The organism is Gordonia ajococcus, assembly GCF_012974285.1.
Lineage (GTDB): Bacteria > Actinomycetota > Actinomycetes > Mycobacteriales > Mycobacteriaceae > Gordonia > Gordonia amicalis.
In genome coordinates this window covers 2303493-2327386 of sequence record NZ_CP052884.1, presented here as the reverse complement: position 1 = coordinate 2327386, position 23894 = coordinate 2303493, and the positions used below count along the sequence as shown (strand labels likewise).

The window sequence follows — 23894 nt, the reverse complement described above, 5'->3', positions numbered from 1 at the left end:
ATTAGGGGAACCATGGGCACCGTCGCCGTGATCGATCATCCGCTGGTACAGCACAAGCTGACGCTGATGCGCCGGAAGGACACTTCCACCAACGACTTCCGTCGTCTGCTCAACGAGATCTCCACGCTCATGGCCTACGACGTGCTGCGCGACACCCCGATGCACGAGATCACCATCGACACACCGCTGGAGACCACCACCGCGAGCGTGATCGACGGTAAGAAGCTGGTCTTCGCAGCCGTCCTGCGGGCGGGCGCCGGAATCGCCGACGGAATGCTGACCGTCGTACCGGGTGCCCGCGTGGGCCACATCGGCCTCTACCGCGACCCCAAGACCATGGTGGTGGTCGAGTACTACTTCAAGATGCCCTCGGACCTGGATGAACGCGACGTGGTCATCGTCGATCCGCTTCTGGCCACCGGCTTTTCGGCGGTCGCGGCAATCGATCGAATCAAGGAGTACTCGCCGCGATCGATCAAGTTCGTGTGCCTCGTCGCCTGCCCGGAGGGCATCGACGTGTTGCACGAGGCGCACCCCGAGGTCCCCATCTACACCGCCGGGATCGACCGGGAGCTCGACGACAACGGTTTCATCCGCCCGGGGCTGGGCGACGTCGGCGACCGGGTGTTCGGGACGGCTTGACAGGACAGGCTCACGACACATTCCACGCCACCGCCGCGCCGATGGCGCCGGTGGCGTTGAGAGCCCAGTGCAAGGCGATCGGGGCGAGGAGACTCGTGGTGCGCTGCCGTAACCAGCCGAGCACGAGACCTGCGACGCCGGTGGCGACGACCGCGCCCGCGATCCCGACGACCTGGGCGGCCGTGCCCGATCCGAGGACATCGCTCAGGCCCTCGTTGCCTCCGGTGAGTCCCGTCGAGGACAGGATGTGCCACAGCCCGAAGGCGATGGCGCCGAACACCAGGGTCGCCCTCGGCCCGCACAGCCGTCCGAGAGTCCCCTGCAGGACGCCGCGGAACATCAGCTCCTCCGGGATCACCGTCTGCAGGGGGATGACGACGAAGGCGGCGAGCAGCGCCTCGGATGTGTCGTCGTAGCGATCGGACAGGAAGAAGTCCCGGGTCGCAGGGACTGCCACGGCCGTCGACACGATGGCTGCGACCACGATCACCGACGCCACGGCGAACGCGATACCTGCCCGTAGTTCCGCTCGGCTCAGACCCAGTTCACGCCAGTCGAGTCCGCCGAGCCGCGCGACGAGCAACAGCACGATCGCCGCCACCGGGATGACCACCACCGCGAGCACACCGGCCGACCGGTGTGCGGCGATGTTGGCCGCGATCAGGACCGCGACCACCACCACGAGGAGTGCGGCGTCGTGGCGTCTCGAAGATCCGGTCACCCGTCGAGTGTCGCGCGGCACCGTGCCCGGTGCCGCCGAACGACGGGCAGTGGCCCAGAATGGTGCAGTGCAAGCCACCGCCACGGTCCCCGAACGTCTCGAACAGCACCAGGTCGCGTTGTATCTCCTCGCGATCGGCGCCGGTCTCGGCCTCGGCCTGACACTGACCTCGGCGGCCCAATCGATGGACGTGGCGGTCACCCCGCTGCTCGCCGCACTTCTCTACGTCACCTTCCTACAGGTGAAGGCGACCGATCTCGCTGCCTCCCTCCGCGACCGCAAGTTCCTCGCAGTGGTGTTGTCGGTGAACTTCGTCATCGTGCCCGCGGTGGTCGCGGCGCTGTCTCCGCTGCTACCGGCGGACGACGCCATCCGGGTGGGCGCTCTGCTCGTCCTGCTGTGCCCGTGTGTCGATTACGTCGTCGTCTTCGCCGGGCTCGCAGGCGGTGACAACCAGCGCCTGCTCGCGGCGACGCCGCTGCTGTTGCTCGCCCAGATGCTCATCGTCCCGGTGTATCTGACGCTCCTGCTCGGAGATGGCCGGGCAGCGATCGATCCGGAACCGTTCCTGTGGGCCTTCGCAATCCTCATCGTCGTTCCGCTGGCGCTGGCCTGGGTCACGCAGGCATGGGCTGCGCGAAGCGACGTCGGACGTCGTGCCGGCGACGCGGCCTCGACCACGATGGTGCCGCTGATGATGGCGGTGCTGTTCACCGCGGTGGGTTCTCAGATCCCGCGTATCGATTCACGATTCGACGACATCGCCGGGGTCATCCCGGTCTACGTCGCATTCCTCGCGCTCATGACGATCATCGGTCTCGTGGTGGTGCGCGGATGTCGCCTCACACCGACCTCCGGAACGGCCGTGGTGTTCTCCGGCGCGACGCGCAATTCGCTTGTCGTGCTACCGCTGGCGCTGGCACTCCCGGTCGGTGCCGAACTCGCCGCGGCAACGGTGATCACTCAGACGCTCGTCGAGCTGATCGGGATGGTGATCCTGGTGTGGGTGTTCACTTATGCGGCACATCGGCGCTGAGTCCGCCGTCCATCACGAACTCCGCACCGGTGGCGTAGGACGATTCGTCGCTGGCGAGGAACACCACGAAGGTCGACACCTCGCTTGATTGCGCCGCCCGGCCCATCGGAACCTTGACCATGTCCTCCGGGATGCCCTCGGTCATCGGCGTGCGGACTAGACCGGGGTGGATCGAGTTGACCCGGACGTTGTGCGGGGCGAGTTCGAGTGCGACGGACTTCGCGAGTCCGCGGACACCCCACTTGGTGGCGACATAGCCGTGTGCCCACGGGCTTCCACGAAGGCCTTCCACCGAGGACACGTTGATGATCGACCCGCCGCCGGCCTCGATCATCAGATCCGCAACCGCCTGGATGCCGAGGAAGGTGCCGGTGAGGTTGACGTCGAGGATCTGCTTCCACTTGTCGAGGCGGAACTGCTGGATCGTCGAGCCGTTGACGATGCCCGCGTTGTTCACGAGGACATTGACCCTCCCGAACTCGTCGACCGCGGTCGTGACGGCGGTCTGCCAGTCCTCCGGTGAGGTGACGTCGAGGTGGACGTACCGCGCCGCGGCACCGAGTTCGGCGGCCAGGGCTTTGCCCTCGTCGTCGAGGATGTCGCCGATCACGACCTTGGCGCCCTCCGCGACCAGAGCCCGGGCGTGCTCGGCGCCCATCCCCCGCGAACCGCCGGTGATCACTGCAACCTTGTCGTCTACGCGTCCCATGGCGAGCCACGCTACCTCGGTCGTAGCGAAAATAGAACAGGTTCCACCAAGAAATGGTCTACTGAACAGACATGAGTCCGGACAGGTGTTCACATGACCCGTCCGGCGGATGCCAGCGCAAGGAGACTCTCGCCATGCCCATTCGGGTTGCCCTCGTCGGAACCGGCAACGTCGGCCGGTTGTCTCTCACGCAGTTGATCCAGGACTCGCGATTCGAACTCGTTGCGGTGTGCGTGTCCACGCCGGAGAAACTCGGCGTCGACGCCGCGACCCTCGCCGGCCTCGAGACCCCGACCGGCGTCCGGGCGGTCGACGACCTCGGCGCGGTGATCGCCGCGAAACCGGACTGCGTCGTCTACTGCGCCATGGGCGACACGCGGCCGGTCGAGGCATTCAACGATGTGGTGCGCTTCCTCGCAGCCGGGATCGACGTCGTTGGCTCCTCGCCGAACACCCTGCAGTACCCGTGGGGAGTGATGCCCCAGAAGGCCATCACCAAGATCGAGGAGACCACTGCGGCGAGCGGCGCGAGCCTGTTCGTGACCGGCGTGGATCCCGGGTTCGCCAACGATCTCATCCCCTTCGTGTTCGCCGGGACCTGCCAGCGCATCGAGCAGGTCCGCTGCATGGAGATCGCCGACTACGCCACCTACGACGGCGCGACGGTCATGTTCGACGTGATGGGCTTCGGCAAACCCCTCGAGGAGACGCCGATGCTGTTCCTGCCCGGGGTCCCGGGCCTGGCTTGGGGCACGACGATCCGGCAACTCGCCGCGGGGCTCGGGGTGACGGTCGACGAGATCGAGGAACTCCACGAAAGCGATCCCGCACCAGAGGATTTCGACATCGCCGCGGGCCCGATCGCCAAAGGCACCCGCGCGGCGGTGCGTTTCCAGATCATCGGCAAGGTCGAGGGACGTCCGGCGATCGTGATCGAACACGTCACCCGGCTACGCGGCGACCTGCGTCCGGACTGGGCCCAGCCCGCGCAACCCGGCGGGTGCTACCGGGTCGAGATCACCGGCGAACCCTCATACACCGTCGACATCTGCCCGACCAGCCTCAAGGGCGATCACAACCACGCGGCGATCGTCGCGGCGGCGGGCCGCATCGTCAATGCGATACCGGCGGTGGTCGAAGGGCCCGCGGGACTCCGCACAACCCTCGATCTGCCGCTGGTCACCGGACCCGCGCTCACACCACCCCTGCGGAGTGATGCGGTCCGAGTGAAGTAGTACTTCTCGACCGAACCGGACGCCGCCGACCCGGCGTCGGCGACGTATGGTCGCCGGCGGTAGCCGTCCAGGCACAGTATTGGGCCGAAGTGGACACAGCCCATGTCGCCGAGAAGGGTTCGCTGCTAGCGTTCTTCGGGTTCTGGAGAAAAGAGGAACCCACGTGTCGTCGTCGACCCATGCCAGCGACCCCGTCGTCGAACCTCCTGCCGATACCTCGCCCGGAACCGCCGAGGAGCCCCGCACTCCCGCCGGGAGCGGTGCTGATGACGCGCGTCCGGCATGGTGGCGACGCCGCCTGGACCGCTTCTCCTGTGTGGGCCTGAGTGTCGCGCTCGTCTTCCTCTGGCTGTCGATGACACCGTCGTTGCTGCCCCGTGGCGCACTGTTCCAGGGCGTGGTCAGCGGCGCGTCCGCGGCAGTCGGATACTCGCTCGGAGTCTTCTTCTCGTGGCTGATCCGCTTCATGATCTCGCGCGACAAACCCTGGCCGGCGCCGATGTACCGGGTCTGGGTGGCGCTCGGCCTCGCCGCGGTCGCCGGAACCGTGGTCATGCTGGTGATGTTCCAGCGGTGGCAGGATCAGATCCGCACCATGATGGGCGTCGACTTCCTGTCCTGGACCGCCTATCCGCAGATCGTGATCATCTGCGTGGTGGTGTTCCTCCTGCTCACCCTGATCGGTCAGGCGTGGGGCGACGGCGTCGTCTGGCTGGTCCGGAAGCTCAACCGCATTGCGCCGCCGCGGATCTCCGCGATCGCGGCGCTGGTCGTCGCGATTCTGATCACCGTCTTCGTCCTCAACGGCGTGGTCGCGAACTACGGCATGAAAGCGCTGAACTCGTCGTTCGCCGCGGTCAACGACGAGACCACCGCCGATTCCACGCCCCCGACGTCACCGCTTCGCTCCGGCGGTCCAGGGTCGCTGGTGACGTGGGATTCACTGGGACGCCAGGGACGGATCTTCGTCTCGGTCGGCCCGACCGTCGAGGAACTGTCGGCATTCAACGGCGCCCCCGCGTTGGAACCCATCCGCGCCTATGTGGGACTCGGGTCGGGCGACGACCTGCGCGCCAACGCACAACTGGCGGCCGACGAACTCGTCCGTACCGGCGGACTGCAACGGAAGGTCGTCGCGGTCGCCTCGACCACCGGCACCGGCTGGATCAACCAGGCGACGGTGGACTCCATCGAATACATGTACAACGGCGACACGGCCACGGTCAGCATGCAGTACTCGTATCTGCCCAGCTGGCTGTCGTTCCTGGTCGACAAGGAGCGGGCGCGCCAGGCCGGGCAGGCGTTGTTCGAGGCCGTCTCCGAACGGGTGCGCGCGCTCCCGGAAGCCCAGCGACCCAAGCTCGTGGTCTTCGGCGAGAGCCTCGGCTCGTTCGCCGCCGAGTCGGCCTTCGGCACGATTCCGTCCCTCAACGCCCGGACCGACGGAGCGCTGTTCGTCGGCCCGACCTTCAACAACAAGCTGTGGGTCGACACGACCGGCAACCGCGACGCGGGCACCCCCGAATGGCAGCCGACCTACGAGGACGGCCGACAGGTTCGCTTCATCGCCGACGCCCCCGACCTGTATGCGCCGACGGCAGAATGGGTTCCGGGCCGTGCGGTCTACCTGCAGCACGCCTCCGATCCGATCTCGTGGTGGTCGCCACGACTCATCTTGCGCGAGCCGGACTGGCTGGAGGAGAAGAAGGGACGAGATGTCCTACCGGCCATGCGGTGGATTCCGTTTGTGACATTCCTGCAGGTCAGCGCGGACATGGCAGTATCGACCGGAGTGCCCGACGGTCACGGACACTTCTACCTCGCCGCCATCCCCGCGGCCTGGGCCGAGATCCTGCAGCCGCCCGGTTGGACCCCGGAGAAGACCGAGAAACTCATCCCGCTGCTGACCCGCGACTGATTCGACGCGGGAGCCGTCGGGAAGCGAGCAAGATCGGTCGGGTCGAAACAGGCGCCGGCATCCCATACTCGTAGGGTGACCCCGTGCCCCACTGACCCGACAGCCGACGACCCGACAGCCGACGACCGTACCGGCGGCGACCGTGACCGGTTGCGCGAACTGCTCGACGCCGTGCTGGCCGACGAGCATTCGACTCTGGACGAGATGGCCACCGGCGCGTTCTCGTCACCGTTCCACTTCTCCCGCCAGGTGAGCCGGGGTGCGGGCGAGTCACCGGTCGCGCTCCGTCGGCGAGTACTCCTCGAGCGCGCGGCCTGGCTGCTGCAACACGGCAAGACCGTCACCGAGGTGGCCTTCGACTCCGGGTATGAGTCCGTCGACGGTTTCGCACGAGCGTTCACGCGGGCCTTCGGCCGCAGCCCGGGTCGCGCGGCCTCGACCGGGCGTACCGCACCGACCGAGCACAGCCACTGGCTGCCCGCACCCAACGGCATCCACTTCCATTCGCCCACAGTGCTCTACGTCGACAGCGGTACACCCACCACCGAGAGCGCCGGCGATGTCCTGATGATCATGGTCAGGCACGATCTCGACGACATCGAGACCCTGCTGGACGCCGCCAAGGGGGTCGACGAACGGCAATGGACGCGGCGACGACTTCCCGGCCATGAACCGCTGCACTGGAACGGCCCGGAAGAGTCACTCGCACAGGTGATGTCACATCTCGTCGCGGACAAGCAACCCTGGCTGGCGACCATCGAGGGTGCCGACATGCCGCCCGGTCCGCCGTCGGACCTGTCCGCCCTCGTCGAACTCCAGCGCGAACTGACACCGAGGTGGCTCGCGCTGGTCCGCGACATCGACCGCCGTAACGCCTGGCAGGACCGCGTCATCGACGCACTGTGCGATCCACCCGAATCGTTCCTGCTCTCGCAGATCGTCGCGCACGTCCTGACCTTCTCCGCACATCGTCGTCAACTCGCGCGGTGGATGCTGGGCGACGCAGACGTCGACGTCACGACGCTCGACCCAGACCCGATCATGTGGCACCGCAAGCACTCCGGAGGTTTCTGATGGCATTCCGCTACTACACCGCGACCACTCTCGACGGCTACCTCGCCGACGATCACGACAGCCTCGACTGGCTGCTGACCCAACCGCTCGAAGACGGCGGCGCGATGAACTACGACGACTTCTTCGCCGGGATCGGCACCGCCGTGATGGGATACACCACCTACCAGTGGCTTCTCGACAACGAGATGGCCGACGGCAAGCCGTGGCCCTATGAGATCCCGTCCTTCGTGTTCACCCACCGGACGATCACTCCGGTCGCCGACTCGATCACCGTCCTGGACGGCGACCCCGCCCGCCATCGCGACCTGCTGACCGGAGCAGCTGCGGGTAAGGACGTCTGGGTGGTGGGTGGAGGCGATCTCGCCGCTCAGTTCGCCGAGGCCGGGATGCTCGACGAGATGATCGTCTCGATCGCGCCGGTCACCCTCGGTTCCGGGCGCCCCCTGTTCCCCCGGCGCTACGACCTCGCACTACAGGAGTTCGGCCGCAACGGTGCCTTCCTCTGCGCGCGTTACTCACTCGTCGGAGCACGCAAGCCGCTCGCCGAGGTCTGACGCCGCACGACCGGCGCGAGCGCTCAGCCCTCGCCGACCGATTTGCGCAGCACGTCGGACACCTCGCCGCGAGCCCACTTGGGCAGGATGAAGATCCCCTCGGCCTCGGCGGTGACCTTGCCGTCACGCGTGATCGTGCCGGTGACAAAGGTTTTCACACCCTCGACACGGTCGACCCGCGCCTCGCCGCGGATCCGGCCGAGCGGCGTCGCACTGCGATACCGGACGTTGAGCGTGCCGGTCATGCCGGGAACGCCCTGGAACTCCGCGGTCGAGCCGAGGAGCTGGTCGAGGATCAATGCCAGAACACCGCCGTGGACGAGCCCGGCCGGTCCTTCGTAGGCCGCCCCGAGATCGACTTCGGTCCAACTGAATTCGGCTTCGTGATGCAGCTCGACGGGCGGGGCGATCGGATTGCGCCGCCCTAGAACGGCATTGCCCCAGGACCGCTTGGTGCCGTCGGTGTTGAACCGGATGCCGTAGGCACCGGGCAACTGGTCCTTGCGCAGGATCTCGGTCGCGGCCTCGATGAGGCGCCGCGCCTCGGCGATGTCGGCCTCGCCGACCTCGGTGCGCACCGTCGCGTCGATCAGTTCGCGCACGCTCCCGGCGATCGACGACGCGAGCTCCGAACGATGTGCGAGCTCCTCGGGGTCGATGTCCTCCTGGATGTATCCGCTCATGGGTTCATCTAACAGGGCGCCACCGGCGGTCCGCCCGCCGGACGTCCTGACTGCCGAGTAAGCTCCGTCGCATGACAGACCAAGCCTGGAATGACCGCGACTGGACCGCGTTCGACGTCACCGTCGCCGACCACATCGCCGAGGTCGCGCTCACCGGCCCCGGCAAGGGCAATGCGATGGGCCCCGACTTCTGGCGCGAGCTCCCGGAGCTGTTCGGCTACATCGACGCCGATCCCGCCGTGCGTGCGGTGGTGCTGACCGGCGCCGGCAAGCACTTCTCCTACGGACTCGACCTCGTCGCGATGGGCGGCACCCTGGCCAACGTCCTGGCCGACAACGCCAAGGCGGCGGCCCGCACCGAGTTCTTGGAGTCGCTGCGCAAGCTGCAGGCCGGCATCACCGCCGTCGCGGACTGCCGCAAGCCGGTCGTCGCCGCGATCTCGGGCTGGTGCATCGGCGGCGGCGTCGACCTGATCTGTGCGGCCGACATCCGCTACGCGAGCGCCGACGCCACGTTCAGCATTCGTGAGGTGAAGGTCGGCATGGTCGCCGACGTCGGCACGCTCGCGCGCCTGCCGTTCGTCATCGGCGACGGGCACATGCGTGAACTGGCGCTGACCGGCAAGGACTTCGACGCCGCCCGCGCCGAGAAGATCGGCCTGGTCAACGACGTCGCCGACGACCAGGAAGCCGCTCTCACGCTCGCCCGCGTGACCGCCCGGGAGATCGCCGACAACCCGCCTCTCGTGGTCCACGGCATCAAGGATGTCCTCGACCACTCGCGAAGCGCCGCCGTCCACGACAGCCTGCGCTACGTCGCGGCCTGGAACTCGGCATTCCTGCCCAGCGAGGACCTGTCCGAGGCCATCACCGCCGTCTTCGAGAAGCGCAAGCCGGAGTTCAAGGGTCGCTGAGCCCACGGGCGCCTGACGCTCGCGGCGGTGTTCACAGGTTGCTGCGGTGAACCTCGGCGGCCAATGGGTGCGCGTAGCCGAGATCCGTGAGCAACCGCACTCCGTCGAGCGGTTGCCCGTACGGCGCCCCGATGTCGACGCCGGGCGCGCGTTCGCCCACGACGTCGACGAACCGTCGTCTCAGGCGGTCGTTGGACGTCATCACCGTTCCCATCCAGCTGATCCGAGCGTCGTCGCCGGGTCGGTGGCCACTGCGTTCCAGCGCGGCGACCGCCGACTCGGCGAGTTCGTCCGCGGCGCCGTCGATGACCCGCTGCGCGACATCGTCGCCGGCCTGTGCCGCCGCGTCGACGACCCGGGCGAATCCGGCCACCCGCGCCACGCGGTCCGGATCTCCTTGGATCACCATGTACAGCTCGTCGAGCGGCCCGAAGACCTCTGCGGCACGCTGTTGCAGTAGCGTCTCGCTCCCCCGACCGTCGAAGGCACGCAACGCAGCACTGATCCCGGCGCGGCCGATCCAATAAGCGCTGCCGGCGTCGCCGAACAGATACCCCCAACCGTCCACACGGTGCACTCCGGCGGGTCCGACGCCGAGCGTCACGACACCGGTACCGACCGCGGTGACCACACCGAACTCGTCCCGATTCGCGGCCAGGTAAGCGGTCACCGAATCGTGTGCCAGTGCAACCGCCGTTACCCCGAGATCGGCGACCGCGGCGAGCAATGCCGACGGCCTCGCCGCTTGCGGTGTGAGTCCGGAGACCCCTGCGGCCAGCGACCACGTGCCCTGCGGTATCCCGGCGTCACCGACGGCCTCCCCGATCTGTTCGACGACCGGCCGGTCCGTACGAATCGGCCCGAGTTCGCGGTCGTCGCTTCCGCCGGGCGTCTCGATCCGCAGACGCATTCCCGTCTGTCCGCCGTCGACCAGAATACGTCCCGCCATGTGACCGCCCATGATGTGCACGCTATCGGAGGACGACACGGACGTGTCGGTTCACCACGGTGCCCCGGGCAACGTGCCGACCCGGGGACGGTGTCATGTCACACTAGGCGGATGAAGGTGCGGCGCAGGCTTGCGATCAAGATCGGATCGATCCCCTGGATGCCTCGTTTTCTCCCGCAGATCGTGGTGGGCGACAACGCCATTCAGACCGTCACCGGCAATCGGATGACCCTGCTCGACATCGCCGATCTCCCGAACATCACCATCCGCGTGGCTGGTCGCAAGACCGGCGAGCTGCGGACCACACAACTTCTCGCCGTGCCCGACGGCGAGGACTGGCTGATCGCCGGCTCATACTTCGGCGGGCCGAAGATGCCCGCATGGGTGTACAACCTCCGCGCCGCCGACACGATCGAGATCGTCGTCGGCGGAAAGGTTTCCGTCGCCGTTCCGACCGAACTGGACGGGGCCGACCGCGACGCGGCGTGGCAGAAGCTGCGTACGGTGTGGCCGAACTTCGACCTCTACGAGAAGCGCACCGAACGTCGGATCCCGGTCTTCCGGTTGCGGCCGGCGCCGGCCGGATAGGCAAGCCGGCGAGGTCAGGTGGCCGGTTCGGCGGTGAACGTCGGTGTGCCGGCGGTGAGGTCGACGCTCCCCACCAGGTATTGGGTGTCGGTCGTCTCGACGCGGGGTCCGGTCCGGTCGAAAGCCGGGGTGTAGGCCACCCGCCACTCGACGGCACCGGCGACGTCGACCGTGCCCAGATCTTTCTCGTCCGGTGCCGAGTCGGCCCCCGGAGCCGGCCGCCGGAGCAGATACCGCAGGCCCGACAGGTCGCGCGGAGCGGTCCACCGCACGCTGCCGTCCACCGCAGACCGGAATAGTCGCTGCGTGCATCCGGGCACGTCGGCACCGGCATCGGACCGGGTCGACGCGGCGCACCGGCTGAGCTGTGCCGAGACCGCATCGCTCACCGCCGAGACGCCGGTGGGACTGAGCTCGGCCACCACCCGGACCGACATCGGTTCATGCGGACCGAACGGCGCGGCCTCGACGGTGTGTCCGACGAAGTCGACGTCGCGTGAACCCCAACGCTGGGGCCCGGGGAAGAGGAAGACTGTGTCGCCTGCCTTGACCTGAGCCCCGAACAGCCTCGGGCTCGGCATGAACAGCGACTCGATGCGCACCTCCACCGCACCGTCGACGACCGCCCAGCCGTCCCCGGCCCGCCTCACCTTCACCGGGATGTCGACGTCACGTGACCCGAGGCGATACCGCGCCTGGACACTCCGTCCGGACTCCCCCGGATCGTCGACCTCGATGTCGGTGATCGGCGCTTCGGTTCGCTGCTGCCGCAGGACCCCGTCGGTGAGGAACCGGGTGTCCGGGCGTGGGTCGATGACGGCGAGGGCCGCCGACGCGTCGGCGTCGGCGAGCGCAGTCAGATAGGTGCGGACGGCGTCCTCCGGGGTGCGGGCCCGCTCGTCCTCGCGGGAAAGCCCCACGAGGAGAGCGGACACCAGCACCACGGCGAGGATCAGCGCCCCGACGCCGACGGTGATCGTCCACCTTCGGCGATTCATTCCGGGCGACCGGTCCGGTGCGTCGGGAACCCGATCAGGAATCCGATCCGGCCCCGAACGACTCGGTCAGGCTGCCCGCGAGCAGCTTCGCGAACTCCGCCGGATCCTCGAGTTCGCCGCCCTCGGCGATCACGGCCATGCCGTAGACGAGCTTCGCGGTCGGGACCAGCTTGTCGTGGTCCCCGGCGGCGTAGGCCTTGTTGAGCGCTTCCACCAGCGGATGATCGGGGTTGAGCTCGAGCGCACGCTTGGACTTCGGGAACTGCTGTCCCGATGCCCGGTACAGCTTCTCCAGCTGCGGCGACATCGAGAACGTGTCCCCCACCAGGCAGGCCGGCGATTCGGTCAGCCGCGACGACAACCGGGTCTCGCTGACGTCGTCGGACAGAGTGGTGGTCAGCCACGACAGCAGGTCGGCGTAGGCCTTGTTCTGCTCCTCCTTCGACGTGTCGTCGGACTCCTCGTCGTCGGCGCCGAGATCGACCGCGCCCTTGGCGATCGACTGGAACGGCTTGCCGTCGAACTCGGCACCGGCCGACACCCACATCTCGTCGACCGGATCGGAGAGGACGAGCACCTCGATCCCCTTGGCGCGGAACGCCTCCATGTGTGGGGAGTTGACGATCTGCTGCCGGGACTCGCCGGTCATGTAGTAGATCGTGTCCTGGCCGCTCTTCATCCGGCCGATGTAGTCGGCCAGCGTCGTCAGTTCCTCCTCCGAGTGGGTGCTCGCGAACGACGACGCCTTGAGCAGTGCGTCGCGGTTGTCCGGATCGTTGACGAGGCCTTCCTTGAACACGCGGCCGAAGCCGTCCCAGAAGGTGCGGTAGTCGTCGGGCCGACTGTCGCGCATCTCGGTGACCGTCGAGATCACCTTCTTGGTGAGGCGACGACGGATCGCGCGGATCTGCCGGTCCTGCTGCAGGATCTCGCGCGACACGTTGAGCGAGAGGTCCGCGGCGTCGACGACGCCCTTGACGAAGCGCAGGTACTCCGGCATCAGCTCGGCGCAGTCGTCCATGATGAACACGCGCTTGACGTACAGGTGGATGCCGACCTTGCTGTCGCGCATGAACAGGTCGAACGGCGGCTGCGTCGGGATGAACAGCAGCGCCTGGTACTCGAAGGTGCCCTCGGCCTGCAGGGTGATGGTCTCCAGCGGCGCATCCCAGGCGTGGGACACGTGCCGGTAGAACTCCTGGTACTCCTCGTCGGACACCTCCGAACGCGACTTGGCCCACAGGGCCTTCATCGAGTTGATGGTCTCCGTCTCGACGACCGTCTTGGTCTCGGGGGTCTTGTCCTCGTCGGACTCGGTGTCGGAGTCGGGCGTCTCGACCGGGACCGTCTTCTCGACGTCCATGCGGATCGGCCACGCGATGAAGTCGGAGTAGCGCTTGACCAGCTGACGCAGCTTGGACTTGTCGGCGTAGTCGTACAGGTGGTCCTCGGTGTCGACCGGCTTCAGTGCCAGCGTGACCGAGGTGCCCTGCGGCGCGTCCGGCACGTCGTCGATCGTGTAGGTGCCGTCACCGGTCGACTCCCAGCGGGTACCGGTGGTCTCGCCGGCCTTGCGCGTCACCAGGCTGACCTTGTCGGCGACCATGAACGTCGAGTAGAAGCCGATGCCGAACTGTCCGATGAGTTCCTCGGCGGCGGCGTCGGAGACGCCCTTCTCGCGGGCCTCGGCGAGCGATCGGCGTAGTTCGGCGGTGCCCGATCGGGCCAGGGTGCCGATGAGTCCGACGACCTCGTCGCGCGTCATGCCGATGCCGTTGTCGGCGACCACGAGGGTGCGCGCGTCCGAGTCCGGGGTGAGCGTGATGTGCAGGTCGGACGTGTCGACGTCGAGGTCCTTGTCCAGCAACGACTCCAGGCGCAGCTTGTCGAGCGCATCGGATGCGTTCGAGATCAGCTCACGCAGGAAGCTGTCCTTGTTGGAGTAGATCGAGTGGACCATGAGATCCAGCAGCTGCCGGGTCTCCGCCTGGAACTCGTGAACTTCGGGCGCAGCGCTCATCGCAGACCTCCATGTTCTGTTCTCGCGTGTTCGTGTGGTTTCGGTGGCACGCGTCCGGCGCCGGGCACAGGCCCGACGCGACGACACGTCGTGACGGACACCGACTTTACCGAGCGCCGGTGTGGCTACCCTGGGTCGGGGACCGACTACCCCCGTTGCGGATGGTGCCCGAGAGGCATCACACGCGGGGAACGATCAGGAAGCCAGGTGGATGGGTACGCCTCGACTGCTGCTGGTGCACGCACACCCCGACGACGAGTCACTGTGGACCGGCGGACTCACCGCCCGTCACGTCGACTCCGGCGGCGAGGCGGACCTCGTGATGTGCACCTGGGCGGAGGGCACGATCCGGCACCGGGAGCTGACCGACGCCGTCGACATCCTCGGCATGCCGCGCCCGCCGATCATGCTCGGCTACGCCGACGACCGCCGGCCCGAGTCGGCTCCCGACGCCCCACGGCTGTGTGCCGCGTCGTTCGACGACCAGGTCCGGGCACTCACCAAGCACATCCGTGAACTCCAGCCGGACATCGTCGTCACCTACGACGCTCTCGGCATCTACGGACACCCCGACCACGTCCACGCCCACCGTCTGGCCTGTGCCGCCGCGGACGCCGCCGCCTCGACGAAGCTCTATCACCGGGCCGGGCCGGCCTGGCGGGTCCGGTCCCTGTACTTCGCCACGATCCCCGAATGGATGATGGACCTGCTCGCACCGAGCCTGTTCCCCGAGATCCCTCGCGAACAACTACCCGGTACACCCGATTCCGAGATCGACGTGGTCGTCGACGTGTCCGACCTGGCGGCACGCAAGAAGGCGGGTGTCGTCGCACACCGGTCGGAGATCGCCCGCAGTCGCGCGATCGCGGGATTCATGTCGCTCCCCGAGGAGCTTCAGGACAGGTTGCTCGGCGTCGAGTGCTATCAGCGCCGCGATCTCGTCCCGGGTGGATGTGACCTGTTCTGACCCGTCGAGGCTCGCTTCGCTCGCACCTCAGGGAGCAGTTCGATGTCGCTTCGCTCGCACCTCAGGGAGCAGTTCGATGTCGCTTCGCTCGCACCTCAGGGATCAATCCGAGGGTTTCACGGTTAGATCGCGGTGACCGCGGAGCGTAACCCGCTGGCGCGTTGCACGCGTCGGTTGACGGCCGCCGCGAGGACCTCGGCGGTTCCGACGATGCGCACGCGACTTCGGGCGCGGGTGATGGCGGTGTACAGGAGTTCGCGGGTCAGGAGCTCCGAGCCGGCCGGCGGGAGCACGACGGTCACTCGATCGAACTGGCTGCCCTGGCTGCGGTGGATGGTCATCGCATGGACCGAAACGACGTCGGCGAGTTGGGTCGGGTGGAGCAGCCGGGTTTCGCCGCCCCGGCGGAACGCCACCCGGATCGCTTCCGGCGAACCGGATCGATTCGACGTCTGCGCATCCGAGTCCGGATCGACGATCACCACACCTGTGTCGCCGTTGAAGGTGGCGGTCTGGCGATCGTTCGCCGTCACCAGGATTGGTTGTCCCACATACCAACCCGTGTGCTCGGCCTCGGTGGTCCCCAGCCAGTCGGTGATGCGCGTGGTCCATCCGCGCACACCCCACGAACCCTCGCGGTGCGCGCACAGGACCCGATGACTGTCGAGCGCGTCCAGGGCACCGGTCGCATCACCCTTCCGGGCGGCCGCGCGCAGATCCCGACCCCAGGCCAGGATGTCGCCGGCCACGTCGTCGAGTTCGTCGGGCGCCACCAGTTCGACATCGTCGATGTCCGGCGAGGTGACGAGTTCGAGGACCGCGTCGGGATCGCCCGCGTTGACGGCGGCCGCGACCTGCGAGATGCCGCCGCCGAACCGGAACTGCGTGCGCAAGGTGATGACGCCGTCGGCCAGCCGCGCCACGTCGTCGGGATCGAGGTCCTCGGCGGCGGGATCGAGGCCCACCGCATCGAACGCCTGCGTCGGTGTCGTCAGCGGCACATCCTCGGCCCCGGTGTCCGGCAGGTCGGTCCGTTCGACGAGGTCGGCGAGCACCGCACCCGCCTCCACCGAGGCCAGCTGGTGGGGATCGCCGACGAACACGACACGGGCATCGGGGCGGACGGCGTCGAGCAGCCGGCTCATCGCGGTCATCGACAGCATCGACGTCTCGTCGACGACGATGACGTCGTGGGGCAGCGTGCGCCCGCGCCCGTACCGGGGGTTCGAGCCGGGGCGCCAGCCGAGCAGCGAATGCAGGGTGACCGCGTGAGCCGTGACCGGCAGGGTGGACTCGGACTCGACCGAGGCCTGCAGCTGTGCCGCCGCGCGTCCGGTGGGTGCACACAGCCCGATGCGCAGACCCGGTCCTTGGAGACGGTCGAGGACGGCGAGGATGCGGGCGACGGTGTACGTCTTGCCCGTTCCCGGACCGCCGGCGAGGACCGTCGTCCAGCGCGTCGCCGCCACCGCAGCGGCCAGCTTCTGCAGGGCGCCGTCGTCGGGCGAGGAGTAGACCGTCGCGATGGCCTCGCCGAGCGCCTCCGTATCGACGGCGGGTGATGTCCGGGCCCGCCGGTCGAGGATCTCCCGGATCGTCTGTTCCTGCCGGAAGTACTTCTGCAAGTAGACGAGTGGTCCGTCGACGGAATCCCGGACCACCAGCGGGCGCAACGGTCCGGCCGCGCTGCCGGTGACGAGTGGGCTTGCGACCAGCGCGTCCAGAACATCACGAGGCGAGGGCATCTCGACCTCGGCGGTGTCCCCCGTCGTCAGTTCGCCGATGCGGTCCAGGGCTAGGCAGGTGGAGCCCAGGCGCACGGCCCGAACGGCGAGGGCGGCGCCGAGTCGGGCCTCCACGGACACCGGTTCAGCGCACATCCGGATCAACCGGTCGGTGATGTGCAGATCCGCGGCGGCAAGGAGGCCCGCGGCGTTCCAGTCGGCCAGGGTGCCGGTCGCCGAATCGACGTGCTGGACATCGGGTGTGCTCATCGACCTCTCCCCCCGGTTCCGGCGGACGCGTTCGGCTCCACCCCGGCCAGTGCGTCGGACAGGCCGGCGACGAGACCGCTGGGCAGCACCCATTCGAAGACACCGCATCCGGGCGGAGTGTCCGGTCCGGCCATGCCGCGCACGAAGTGGTACTGCACCGGACCGAGGTGACGATCCGGGTCGTAACCGGGCAACCGCCACCTCAGATACCGGTGCAGCGCAACCGAGTACAACATCGCCTGCAACGGATAGTGGGCGGCGATCATCTCACCGGCCATCGCCTCGGCGTCGAAGTCCTCGACCACGAGGTCGCCCGGGCGGATGCGGTTGGTCTTGTAGTCGACGATCACGTAACGGCCGTCGGGGATCCGCAGCACCGAGTCGATACTGCCGGTGAGGAAACCACGAAGACGCCGACCGGGCACCGCGCGCAGGTGCGTGGCGTACACTCGCAGCGGATCCGATTCCGGCAGATGCAATTCCATCAGATCGGCGAGGCGCCCGAGCGTCGTTCCCCCGCCGGATGTCCGCTCGTCCGCGGGGCCGAGCGGCAGTTCGAAATCGAGTTCGGCGAGGCGATCACGCGGATCGATGCTCCACAGATCCCCGAAACCGAGAGGTGTGGTGAGCACGCCGACCAGCGCGGCGACGAGCCGGTCAGGGTCGATGTCACCGGACAGCGCGCCGAGCTCCCGAGAACACAGTTCCCGGACATGCGCTTCGATGTCGGGCGCAGAGGTGTCGACGTACTCGAGGACCTCGTGGACCAGGGTGCCGAAGGCCGCGCCGAACGGTAGCCCGTTCATCAGCGATGCCATCCCCGGACGACGTGCGTCCGAATCGGTTCCGGCGTCGTCGACCACGTCGTCCGGCCGGGCGATCGGCTCGTCGTCGAGGATGTCGGTCACCTCGTCGTCGGGTTCGCTGCCGGTCTCCACGACGGAGGTCGGCGGCCCTCCGGGTGCACCGTGCGCACCATGCGCGACGTCGGCGGTGAGTGCCGAATACGAGGTTCGACGCCAGTCCTGGTCTATCCGGCGATCGAAGTGCGCGATGCCCAGAGCATCAGCACCCTCCCCGTCGCCGGCGGGTGGCGCCACGACATCCGCATCGAGCCGGCCGGCCGGTTCGACAGAGATCGCGGGATCACGTTCGGTGAGGGTGCGCAGAACACCCACACAGTCGACGTCGGCCTCCGGAATGGGCACCTCCCCGGCAACCGTCCATTCCGGTTCTCCGGTCGACGACCGCACCGCGTTCTCGCGTCCGAAGATCAACCGGTGCAGTGGTCCGGTCGTGGTGTTCCGCGACGGCGCCCACCAGGCGACGACCTGTGACTGGGCGCGGGTGAGCGCGACGTAGAGCAGCCGCAGGTCCTCCCCCGCGACCTCGTCGGCATAACGTCGGCGTCGGGCGGCACGATCCGGTGCCTGCTGTCCTCCCACATCGAGCCGACGGGTCCCCGATTCGTCGTGGTAGGTGATGTTCCCGCGATCGTTGACCCACGTGCCGTCCCACCCGTAGGGCACGTACACGATCGGGAACTGCAGCCCCTTGCTCGCGTGCACGGTCATGATCTGGACGGCCTGGGTGTCGCGGTCGAGACGACGACTCTGATCCTCGTAGCGCCGGCGTGACGAGGTGTCGGCGATCCGCTCGGTCAGCCACTCGACGAGCGCGCTCAGTCCCTCGCCGGTCTCGACCACATGTTTGTTGCACAACGCCGACACCTGGATGAGATCGGTGAGGGTTCGTTCCCCGTTCTCGACGGTGAGAACCCGGGCGGCCACCTCATGCGCGTCGAACAGTCGTTGGGCCATCGCGGCGAATCCGCCCTGCGCGAAAACCCTGGCGAGCATGGACAGTTCGGCACCGAGTTCGGCGACCTCCGGCTCGGTGGCGGTCGCGACCCGTTCGGTGGACCAGCCGAAGAGCGTGGTCAGTGCGGCCATCCGCACCCGGTCGGGGCGTGACGGCTGTTCGACGGCGCGCAGGACCCACAGCCAGTGCTGGGCGGCCGAGGTCGAGAAGACGTTGATGCCCGACCCGATCACCGAGTTGATGCCTCGTTCGGCGAGTTCGGCCTGCAGCGGTTCGATCGTGCTGTTGAGCCGCACCAGGATCGCGATGTCCCCGGGATCGACCGGCCGGGACACCCCGTCGATGTCGATCCGGTCTCCCCGCGCCAGCGCGGTCGCAATGTCGTCGGCGACATCGGCGGCGATGCGCGATCGCACCTCCTTGACACCCGGGAGGTTGAACGAGTTGAGAGACGTGAAGTCGCCGCGGAGAAACGCTCGGAGCCGCAGCGGCGGGCGGCCCTCGAGCCGGCTGCCGGCGAATGCGGCCCGGACGGGACGCGCAACGATGTCCGGATGCCCCAGGGTCGCTTCGCCGTAAAGGTGCTGCAGTGCTTCGACGAGTGCGCCGTCCGACCGGCGGTTCACGTCGAGCGCCCGGAGTGTGTCGGCCGACGACACCGCCGCGAGATAGCTCAGCACCTCGGCACCGCGGAAACCGTAGATGGACTGCTTCGGATCGCCGACGAGGATCATCCGGCGGTGGCCGTGGAAGCAGCGGCGCAGGATGTCCCACTGCAACGGATCGGTGTCCTGGAACTCGTCGACCAGCACCACGGTGAACGTGTCGCGGATCCGTTGGCAGGCACGGTCGCCCACCACCGGATCGTTGACGATGCGGTGCAGGATCGCCTGGAGGTCGTCGTAGGTACGGACGCGGGCGTCCCGTTTGCGGGTCTCGACGTGTTGCCGGACCGCCTTGGCGAAGCTGACCCGGCGTGCCGCGACGTCGTCGGCGGCCGACCCCCCGGACGGCTCGCTCGTGTCCGGTGCGAGTTCGACCGTCGCCTGACGCACCGCGTCGCGCGCGATCTCCCGTGCGTCGGCGAAGCTGAATTCCGGTGCGTCACTGGCCCAGAAACCGCGCAGGTAGAGATCGAGCGCGACCTCCTCGGTGAGTTCGTCGACCTCTTCGACGATGGAGTAGACGAGTTCCCGTTCGCCGAGGAATCCCAGCGCCTCCAGCATCCGGTTGCAGAACGTGTGGGTGGTGGCGATCGTGGACGCATCGAAGTCACTCAGTGCGCGGGCGAGATTCCGTCGGCGCGCGAGGACCTCCCCGGGTGTGCCGCTCGCCAACTGCCGCAACAACGCGTCGCCTGCCTGAGCGGAGCCGGACAGGACCTCCGCGGGATCGGCCAGGGCGTCGAGCAGTTCCCGCACACGCGCCCGCATCCGTTCGCGCAGTTCGGCTGTCGCCGCCCGGCTGAACGTGACGAGCAGCATCTCCGCGATCGGCACACCGTCGGCGAGATACCGTGCCGCGAGTCCCACGATCGCGTACGTCTTGCCCGTCCCGGCGCTCGCCTCGAGCACGGTGGTGTGTTCCGGGAGTTCGGCGGTGATGTCGAAGGTCTCCGGACGTCTCATGAGCCCTCCCGGTGCTGTCCGACGGGGACCCACACCGCCCGGGCGAGTCCGCTGAACAGCGGCTCGTCCTCTGCCACGGCCAATTCCACCCCGCCGAGGGCGCGGTCGGCCGGTGCCCGCTCCTCGAGCAGGGCGTCGAACTCGACGTCGGTCAGGACGTCGCCGCCGAAGGCCAGTTTGAGGTAGCGATCGTGGCGGGGACCGAAGGTGTCGTCGAACACCTTGCGCGCGCTGTTGAGGGCCCAGTGGCTCCGGCGACCGGGACCGTCGTTGTCGACGAACGTGAACGCGGGTTCCAGCGGCAACGGCAGCGGACGGCGCAGACCTTCGTCCCGTAAGCGGACGAGCTGGTCGAGGAGCGGCACCGGATCCTCCGGGCGTCGAAGGGTGAGCGTGGTGGTTCCACCCCCACGGGCGGCGCGACCGACGGACACCGCGGACCCGACCTTCCCCGCGCCGGCGTTGCCCTGGGTCGCGGCCGCCGCGACCGCGAGCAGCGTGATCCAGGCGCTCAGTTGCTGTTTCGCCTTGAGGCGCGAGTACGTCGCGCGGACCAGCCGGGCCTGTCCGTCGTCGGCGGTGAACACCTCGCCGACGGTGCCGTGCACGCGCCGTCCGTCGGGCAGTGTCACGAGGATGTCGAGGGTTTCCGGCGATCCCGGACGCAGTGGCGCCACGACGCCGTGCAGCCGCGTGACCGCTCGCGAGATGGCCGCCAGCTCCCGGGTACCGAAGGCGAAGGGCGGCAGCGTCCCACGGCGCAGTTCAGCAGCTTCACAGTCCACGATGGAAACCCCGGCCAGCATCCGGGTGAGGAAACGGTCGCCGATCCCCCACTTGTCGAGTGGGTCGAGTTCGACGTCGAGCTGGTCGTCGTGAGGTGTCTCGTCGTCGGGTATCCGGGCGCCCAGGCGTTGCCGGACGAAGGCGGTGATCGGATCGACGTGGAAGTCGATGAGCGACGCGAGGTCGATGTCGGCGAGTTCAAGGGTCGGCTCGGGTGCGGGGAGGATCTCCCGGGCGGACGGGACGACCGGATCGGCCGGTCCGCGCAGGGCCGTCGCCCCGGCCAGAAGCGAGGCGTCGTGGCTGAACGGTCCGGCGATACCGCGAACACCCCCGTCCACGAAGTTGCGGGCGTCGAAGCGGTGCAGTGAGTGCCGCCGGACGATCGTCGGCCGGTCCGAACCGGTGAGACCGTCGACGGTGTCGATCAGTTCGCTGACCACCACGGCGGGCGGGATGTGCCGGCCCGACACCGGGTCGGCTCCGCTGTAGAAGACGAGCAGGTTGTCCTGCGCCGCACCGATCGCGTCGAGGAAGCACTGGCGGTCCTCGTCGCGCGGATTGCGTTCGCCCACCAGCGGATCGACACCGAGCACGTCGTCCCCGTCGATACGCTGCACGCGCGGGAAGACCTCGGCGTCGATGCCGAGCAGCACGATGACCCGGTGGGGCACCGAACGCATCGGCACCATGGTGCATACGGTGAGCTCACCGGTCCGGAAATTGGATCGCGTGGGTCGCCCGGCGATCAGGGCCGACAACAGGTCACGCACGTCGGCGAGACGCAGGACCTCCTCGGTGGTGCCGAAGGCGTCCTCGAGCATCCGGATGGCCTGTGCTCGTTGCCAATCGTCGGCGGGAGCGGTCGCGGTGAGCGATCCGACGGCCTCGACGAGGGTCTCGGCCCAACGGTGGGCGGGCGCGGTCGTGGTCAGGTCCGCGAGGACTCGGCCGAGCCGGTCGAGGAATTCGTCGAGCCGGCCGACGAGGTCGATACCGGTACTCTCCACACCGGCGAGTGGCAGGGCGGTGCCGAGCCATTCGTCGTCGGTCTCCTCGGCGACCACACCGAGGGCGATGCGGTCGAGACCCGCGTCGAAGGTGCCCTGCCGGAAACGTTCGAGACCGAACCGCGCACGTTCCGCGGTTCCGAGTCCCCAGCGGACATTGCTGTGGCCCAGCCATTCCCGGACCAGGTCCAGGTCGTCGTCGGTCATCGCGAAACGTGTCCGGACGGGTTCGGCCCCGAGCAGATCGAGGACGTCGCCCGCGGTCACCCGACCGGCCGCGAGTTCGACGACGCCGACGACGGTGTCGATGACCGGGTTCACCTGACGCACGCCGCGGTCGGCGAGGCGGACGCGCAGATCGAAAGCGGGATGCGGCAATCCGGCCTGCCCGAAGGCACCTCGGATGAGGGGCGCGAAGGTCTCCACGTCGGGGCACATGATCAGGACGTCACGGGGTTCGAGGGTCGGGTCGTCGGCGAAGAGGTGCAGCAGTCGGTCCCGGAGCACCTCGATCTGCCGTTCCGGACCGTGGCACGCGTGGACCTCGACCGACCCGTCGTCGGCGCATTCGGCAGGCGGGGACACTCCGGTGTCGTCGCGGGCCCCTGCGTCGTCGCGGATACCCGCCTGCAGGGCGCCGAGCAGCGTGTCGGGCAGCGGGGTGGCCGGCGGATGGTGGACGTCCCGGTCGACGACATCCCCCAGACGCAATTGCAGTTCCTGGAGATCGCGGGACAGCCCGGCCAGCAACGGATTCCGGAGTTCGGGTACCGGGCGCCCGCGCCGCCGGGGCGGGACACCCACCGTCGAGGTCGCCGCGGACACTCCTCCGCCGATGGCTCGGAGCTCCTCCCACAGACGGGGACTCGGGTGCGGGACGAACAGGTGGACATCGTGGTGCGCGCTCACCGCGGAGATGATGTTCCGGAACGACTCGGTGATCCGCGTCGGGCCGAACACGGACAACCGGCCGGGGAGGTCGGCGGCGCCGGGATCGGTGCGCAGGCGCTCACACACCTCGCCGAGGACCTCCGCCGGATGCGGCTGCCCGATCTCGGCACCCACCGCGCGCCAGAACCCCGCCTGCCAGGCGAGGTCGTCGCGCAACGGAGCACCCGCGCCGTCGAGGTCGTCCCCGGCGGCCCAGCCGGCGATCATCGACGGTCGGGAACGTCCGTATCGCTCGAACAATTCGGCCAGGTGGCGTGCCGTCGCATAGCGGCGTCCGACCCGGGGCGACTCGGCGTCACCCGCACCGATGTGACGGGCGATCACCGTCAGATCGGGGTCGTCGATCCGTTCGTCGAGAATCCGGAGCACTGGCCAGGTCAATTCCGTTGCGCGCCAGGGGTTCACGGCCGACAACGGGGTGTCGGCCGTGAACCGGTCACCGGCGAGCACCGCGGTCGAGATGGCGTCGGCCAGCCGTCCGGGACCGGTGAAGTCGATGTTGGCGGCGATGCCGTCCGACAGTCCCGCACCAGAACCGAGTCGGCGGGCGAGGTGCTGTGCGAGCCAGCGTTCGACACCGGCCGCCGGGACCGACACGATCTCGGTACGCATCGGATCGTCGAGCGGTGTCGAGAGGACGTCGGCCAACGCCTCGGCCAACGTATCGGTGCGCTCGGCGCGGTGAAGGATCAGCAT

At 68.3% G+C, this 23894-nt stretch carries 18 protein-coding genes; 9 read left to right on the top strand and 9 right to left on the bottom strand.

The genetic code is table 11. The features are described 5' to 3' along the window. Positions 1-12 precede the first annotated feature (12 nt). Positions 13-642 (top strand): uracil phosphoribosyltransferase, encoded by a 630-nt coding sequence (gene upp / locus GAA2_RS10555; RefSeq protein WP_159406185.1) that lies wholly within the window; start codon positions 13-15, stop codon positions 640-642. Positions 643-652: 10 nt separating this feature from the next. Here upp and GAA2_RS10550 read toward each other — a convergent pair whose 3' ends face one another. Beyond that, on the bottom strand, positions 653-1363 hold the full coding sequence (locus tag GAA2_RS10550) for a CPBP family intramembrane glutamic endopeptidase (RefSeq protein WP_024497510.1): 711 nt from the start codon (positions 1361-1363) through the stop codon (positions 653-655). A 67-nt stretch (positions 1364-1430) separates the two neighbouring features. Between GAA2_RS10550 and GAA2_RS10545 the strand changes: the two genes are divergently transcribed. Next, entirely contained in the window at positions 1431-2399 is a 969-nt protein-coding gene (locus GAA2_RS10545; protein ID WP_191834943.1) for an arsenic resistance protein, read from the top strand. Here GAA2_RS10545 and GAA2_RS10540 read toward each other — a convergent pair. Beyond that, on the bottom strand, positions 2374-3108 hold the full coding sequence (locus GAA2_RS10540; RefSeq protein ID WP_024497508.1) for a glucose 1-dehydrogenase: 735 nt from the start codon (positions 3106-3108) through the stop codon (positions 2374-2376). The two genes, GAA2_RS10545 and GAA2_RS10540, sit on opposite strands and share 26 nt — an antisense overlap. Positions 3109-3242: 134 nt before the next feature. On the opposite strand from GAA2_RS10540, the gene GAA2_RS10535 reads away from it, so the two are divergent. The 4 genes from GAA2_RS10535 (at position 3243) to GAA2_RS10520 (ending at position 7889) form a co-directional block, all read left to right on the top strand. Continuing rightward, a complete protein-coding gene (locus tag GAA2_RS10535) occupies positions 3243-4343 on the top strand; it encodes a diacylglycerol kinase (RefSeq protein WP_159406183.1) in 1101 nt (366 codons plus the stop codon). 163 nt (positions 4344-4506) lie between these two features. After that, positions 4507-6261, top strand: coding sequence for an alpha/beta hydrolase (locus GAA2_RS10530; protein WP_159406182.1), 1755 nt, complete (start codon positions 4507-4509; stop codon positions 6259-6261). 75 nt (positions 6262-6336) lie between these two features. Then, on the top strand, positions 6337-7335 hold the full coding sequence (locus tag GAA2_RS10525; protein ID WP_410471359.1) for a helix-turn-helix domain-containing protein: 999 nt from the start codon (positions 6337-6339) through the stop codon (positions 7333-7335). Then, the gene (locus GAA2_RS10520; RefSeq protein ID WP_159406181.1) at positions 7335-7889 is read left to right on the top strand and encodes a dihydrofolate reductase family protein; all 555 of its coding nucleotides are present in this window, start codon (positions 7335-7337) and stop codon (positions 7887-7889) included. The genes GAA2_RS10525 and GAA2_RS10520 overlap by 1 nt, the downstream gene beginning before the upstream one ends. Before the next feature lie 23 nt (positions 7890-7912). Here GAA2_RS10520 and GAA2_RS10515 read toward each other — a convergent pair whose 3' ends face one another. Continuing rightward, entirely contained in the window at positions 7913-8572 is a 660-nt protein-coding gene (locus GAA2_RS10515) for a PaaI family thioesterase (protein WP_159406180.1), read from the bottom strand. Between the two features lie 71 nt (positions 8573-8643). Between GAA2_RS10515 and GAA2_RS10510 the strand changes: the two genes are divergently transcribed. Continuing rightward, positions 8644-9486 carry a crotonase/enoyl-CoA hydratase family protein gene (locus GAA2_RS10510; protein WP_159406179.1) on the top strand — a complete coding sequence of 281 codons (843 nt, stop codon included), beginning with the start codon at positions 8644-8646 and terminating at the stop codon, positions 9484-9486. A gap of 31 nt (positions 9487-9517) precedes the next feature. Here GAA2_RS10510 and GAA2_RS10505 read toward each other — a convergent pair whose 3' ends face one another. Further along, positions 9518-10447 (bottom strand): N-acetylglucosamine kinase, encoded by a 930-nt coding sequence (locus tag GAA2_RS10505; protein ID WP_159406178.1) that lies wholly within the window; start codon positions 10445-10447, stop codon positions 9518-9520. Positions 10448-10546: 99 nt separating this feature from the next. Here GAA2_RS10505 and GAA2_RS10500 point away from each other — a divergent pair, with 99 nt between their 5' ends. Continuing rightward, positions 10547-11023, top strand: coding sequence for a nitroreductase family deazaflavin-dependent oxidoreductase (locus tag GAA2_RS10500; protein ID WP_024497500.1), 477 nt, complete (start codon positions 10547-10549; stop codon positions 11021-11023). 14 nt (positions 11024-11037) lie between these two features. Here the strand turns inward: GAA2_RS10500 and GAA2_RS10495 are convergent, their stop codons facing one another. After that, a complete protein-coding gene (locus tag GAA2_RS10495) occupies positions 11038-12021 on the bottom strand; it encodes a hypothetical protein (RefSeq protein WP_159406177.1) in 984 nt (327 codons plus the stop codon). A gap of 34 nt (positions 12022-12055) precedes the next feature. After that, positions 12056-14041, bottom strand: coding sequence for a molecular chaperone HtpG (gene htpG / locus GAA2_RS10490; RefSeq protein WP_159406176.1), 1986 nt, complete (start codon positions 14039-14041; stop codon positions 12056-12058). A gap of 211 nt (positions 14042-14252) precedes the next feature. On the opposite strand from htpG, the gene GAA2_RS10485 reads away from it, so the two are divergent. Beyond that, positions 14253-15008, top strand: coding sequence for a PIG-L family deacetylase (locus GAA2_RS10485; protein ID WP_024497497.1), 756 nt, complete (start codon positions 14253-14255; stop codon positions 15006-15008). Positions 15009-15130: 122 nt separating this feature from the next. Here the strand turns inward: GAA2_RS10485 and recD are convergent, their stop codons facing one another. Genes recD through recC form a run of 3 tightly spaced genes read right to left on the bottom strand, consistent with a single transcriptional unit; the run spans position 15131 to position 23894 of the window. Beyond that, the gene (gene recD / locus GAA2_RS10480; protein ID WP_159406175.1) at positions 15131-17002 is read right to left on the bottom strand and encodes an exodeoxyribonuclease V subunit alpha; all 1872 of its coding nucleotides are present in this window, start codon (positions 17000-17002) and stop codon (positions 15131-15133) included. After that, complete coding sequence (locus tag GAA2_RS10475; RefSeq protein ID WP_159406174.1) at positions 16999-20451, bottom strand: UvrD-helicase domain-containing protein; 3453 nt, start codon at positions 20449-20451, stop codon at positions 16999-17001. Before GAA2_RS10475 ends, recD begins: the two co-directional genes overlap by 4 nt. After that, complete coding sequence (recC, locus tag GAA2_RS10470) at positions 20448-23894, bottom strand: exodeoxyribonuclease V subunit gamma (RefSeq protein WP_159406173.1); 3447 nt, start codon at positions 23892-23894, stop codon at positions 20448-20450. Before recC ends, GAA2_RS10475 begins: the two co-directional genes overlap by 4 nt.

What these genes read in the sequence shown, in the direction of transcription:
- upp (WP_159406185.1), top strand. Translation starts at nt 13, where the DNA reads ATGGGCACCGTCGCCGTGATCGATCATCCGCTGGTACAGCACAAGCTG.
- GAA2_RS10540 (WP_024497508.1), bottom strand. Translation starts at nt 3,108, where the DNA reads ATGGGACGCGTAGACGACAAGGTTGCAGTGATCACCGGCGGTTCGCGG.
- GAA2_RS10535 (WP_159406183.1), top strand. Translation starts at nt 3,243, where the DNA reads ATGCCCATTCGGGTTGCCCTCGTCGGAACCGGCAACGTCGGCCGGTTG.
- GAA2_RS10520 (WP_159406181.1), top strand. Translation starts at nt 7,335, where the DNA reads ATGGCATTCCGCTACTACACCGCGACCACTCTCGACGGCTACCTCGCC.
- GAA2_RS10515 (WP_159406180.1), bottom strand. Translation starts at nt 8,572, where the DNA reads ATGAGCGGATACATCCAGGAGGACATCGACCCCGAGGAGCTCGCACAT.
- GAA2_RS10510 (WP_159406179.1), top strand. Translation starts at nt 8,644, where the DNA reads ATGACAGACCAAGCCTGGAATGACCGCGACTGGACCGCGTTCGACGTC.
- GAA2_RS10505 (WP_159406178.1), bottom strand. Translation starts at nt 10,447, where the DNA reads ATGGGCGGTCACATGGCGGGACGTATTCTGGTCGACGGCGGACAGACG.
- GAA2_RS10500 (WP_024497500.1), top strand. Translation starts at nt 10,547, where the DNA reads ATGAAGGTGCGGCGCAGGCTTGCGATCAAGATCGGATCGATCCCCTGG.
- GAA2_RS10495 (WP_159406177.1), bottom strand. Translation starts at nt 12,021, where the DNA reads ATGAATCGCCGAAGGTGGACGATCACCGTCGGCGTCGGGGCGCTGATC.
- htpG (WP_159406176.1), bottom strand. Translation starts at nt 14,041, where the DNA reads ATGAGCGCTGCGCCCGAAGTTCACGAGTTCCAGGCGGAGACCCGGCAG.
- GAA2_RS10485 (WP_024497497.1), top strand. Translation starts at nt 14,253, where the DNA reads ATGGGTACGCCTCGACTGCTGCTGGTGCACGCACACCCCGACGACGAG.
- recD (WP_159406175.1), bottom strand. Translation starts at nt 17,002, where the DNA reads ATGAGCACACCCGATGTCCAGCACGTCGATTCGGCGACCGGCACCCTG.
- GAA2_RS10475 (WP_159406174.1), bottom strand. Translation starts at nt 20,451, where the DNA reads ATGAGACGTCCGGAGACCTTCGACATCACCGCCGAACTCCCGGAACAC.
- recC (WP_159406173.1), bottom strand. Translation starts at nt 23,894, where the DNA reads ATGCTGATCCTTCACCGCGCCGAGCGCACCGATACGTTGGCCGAGGCG.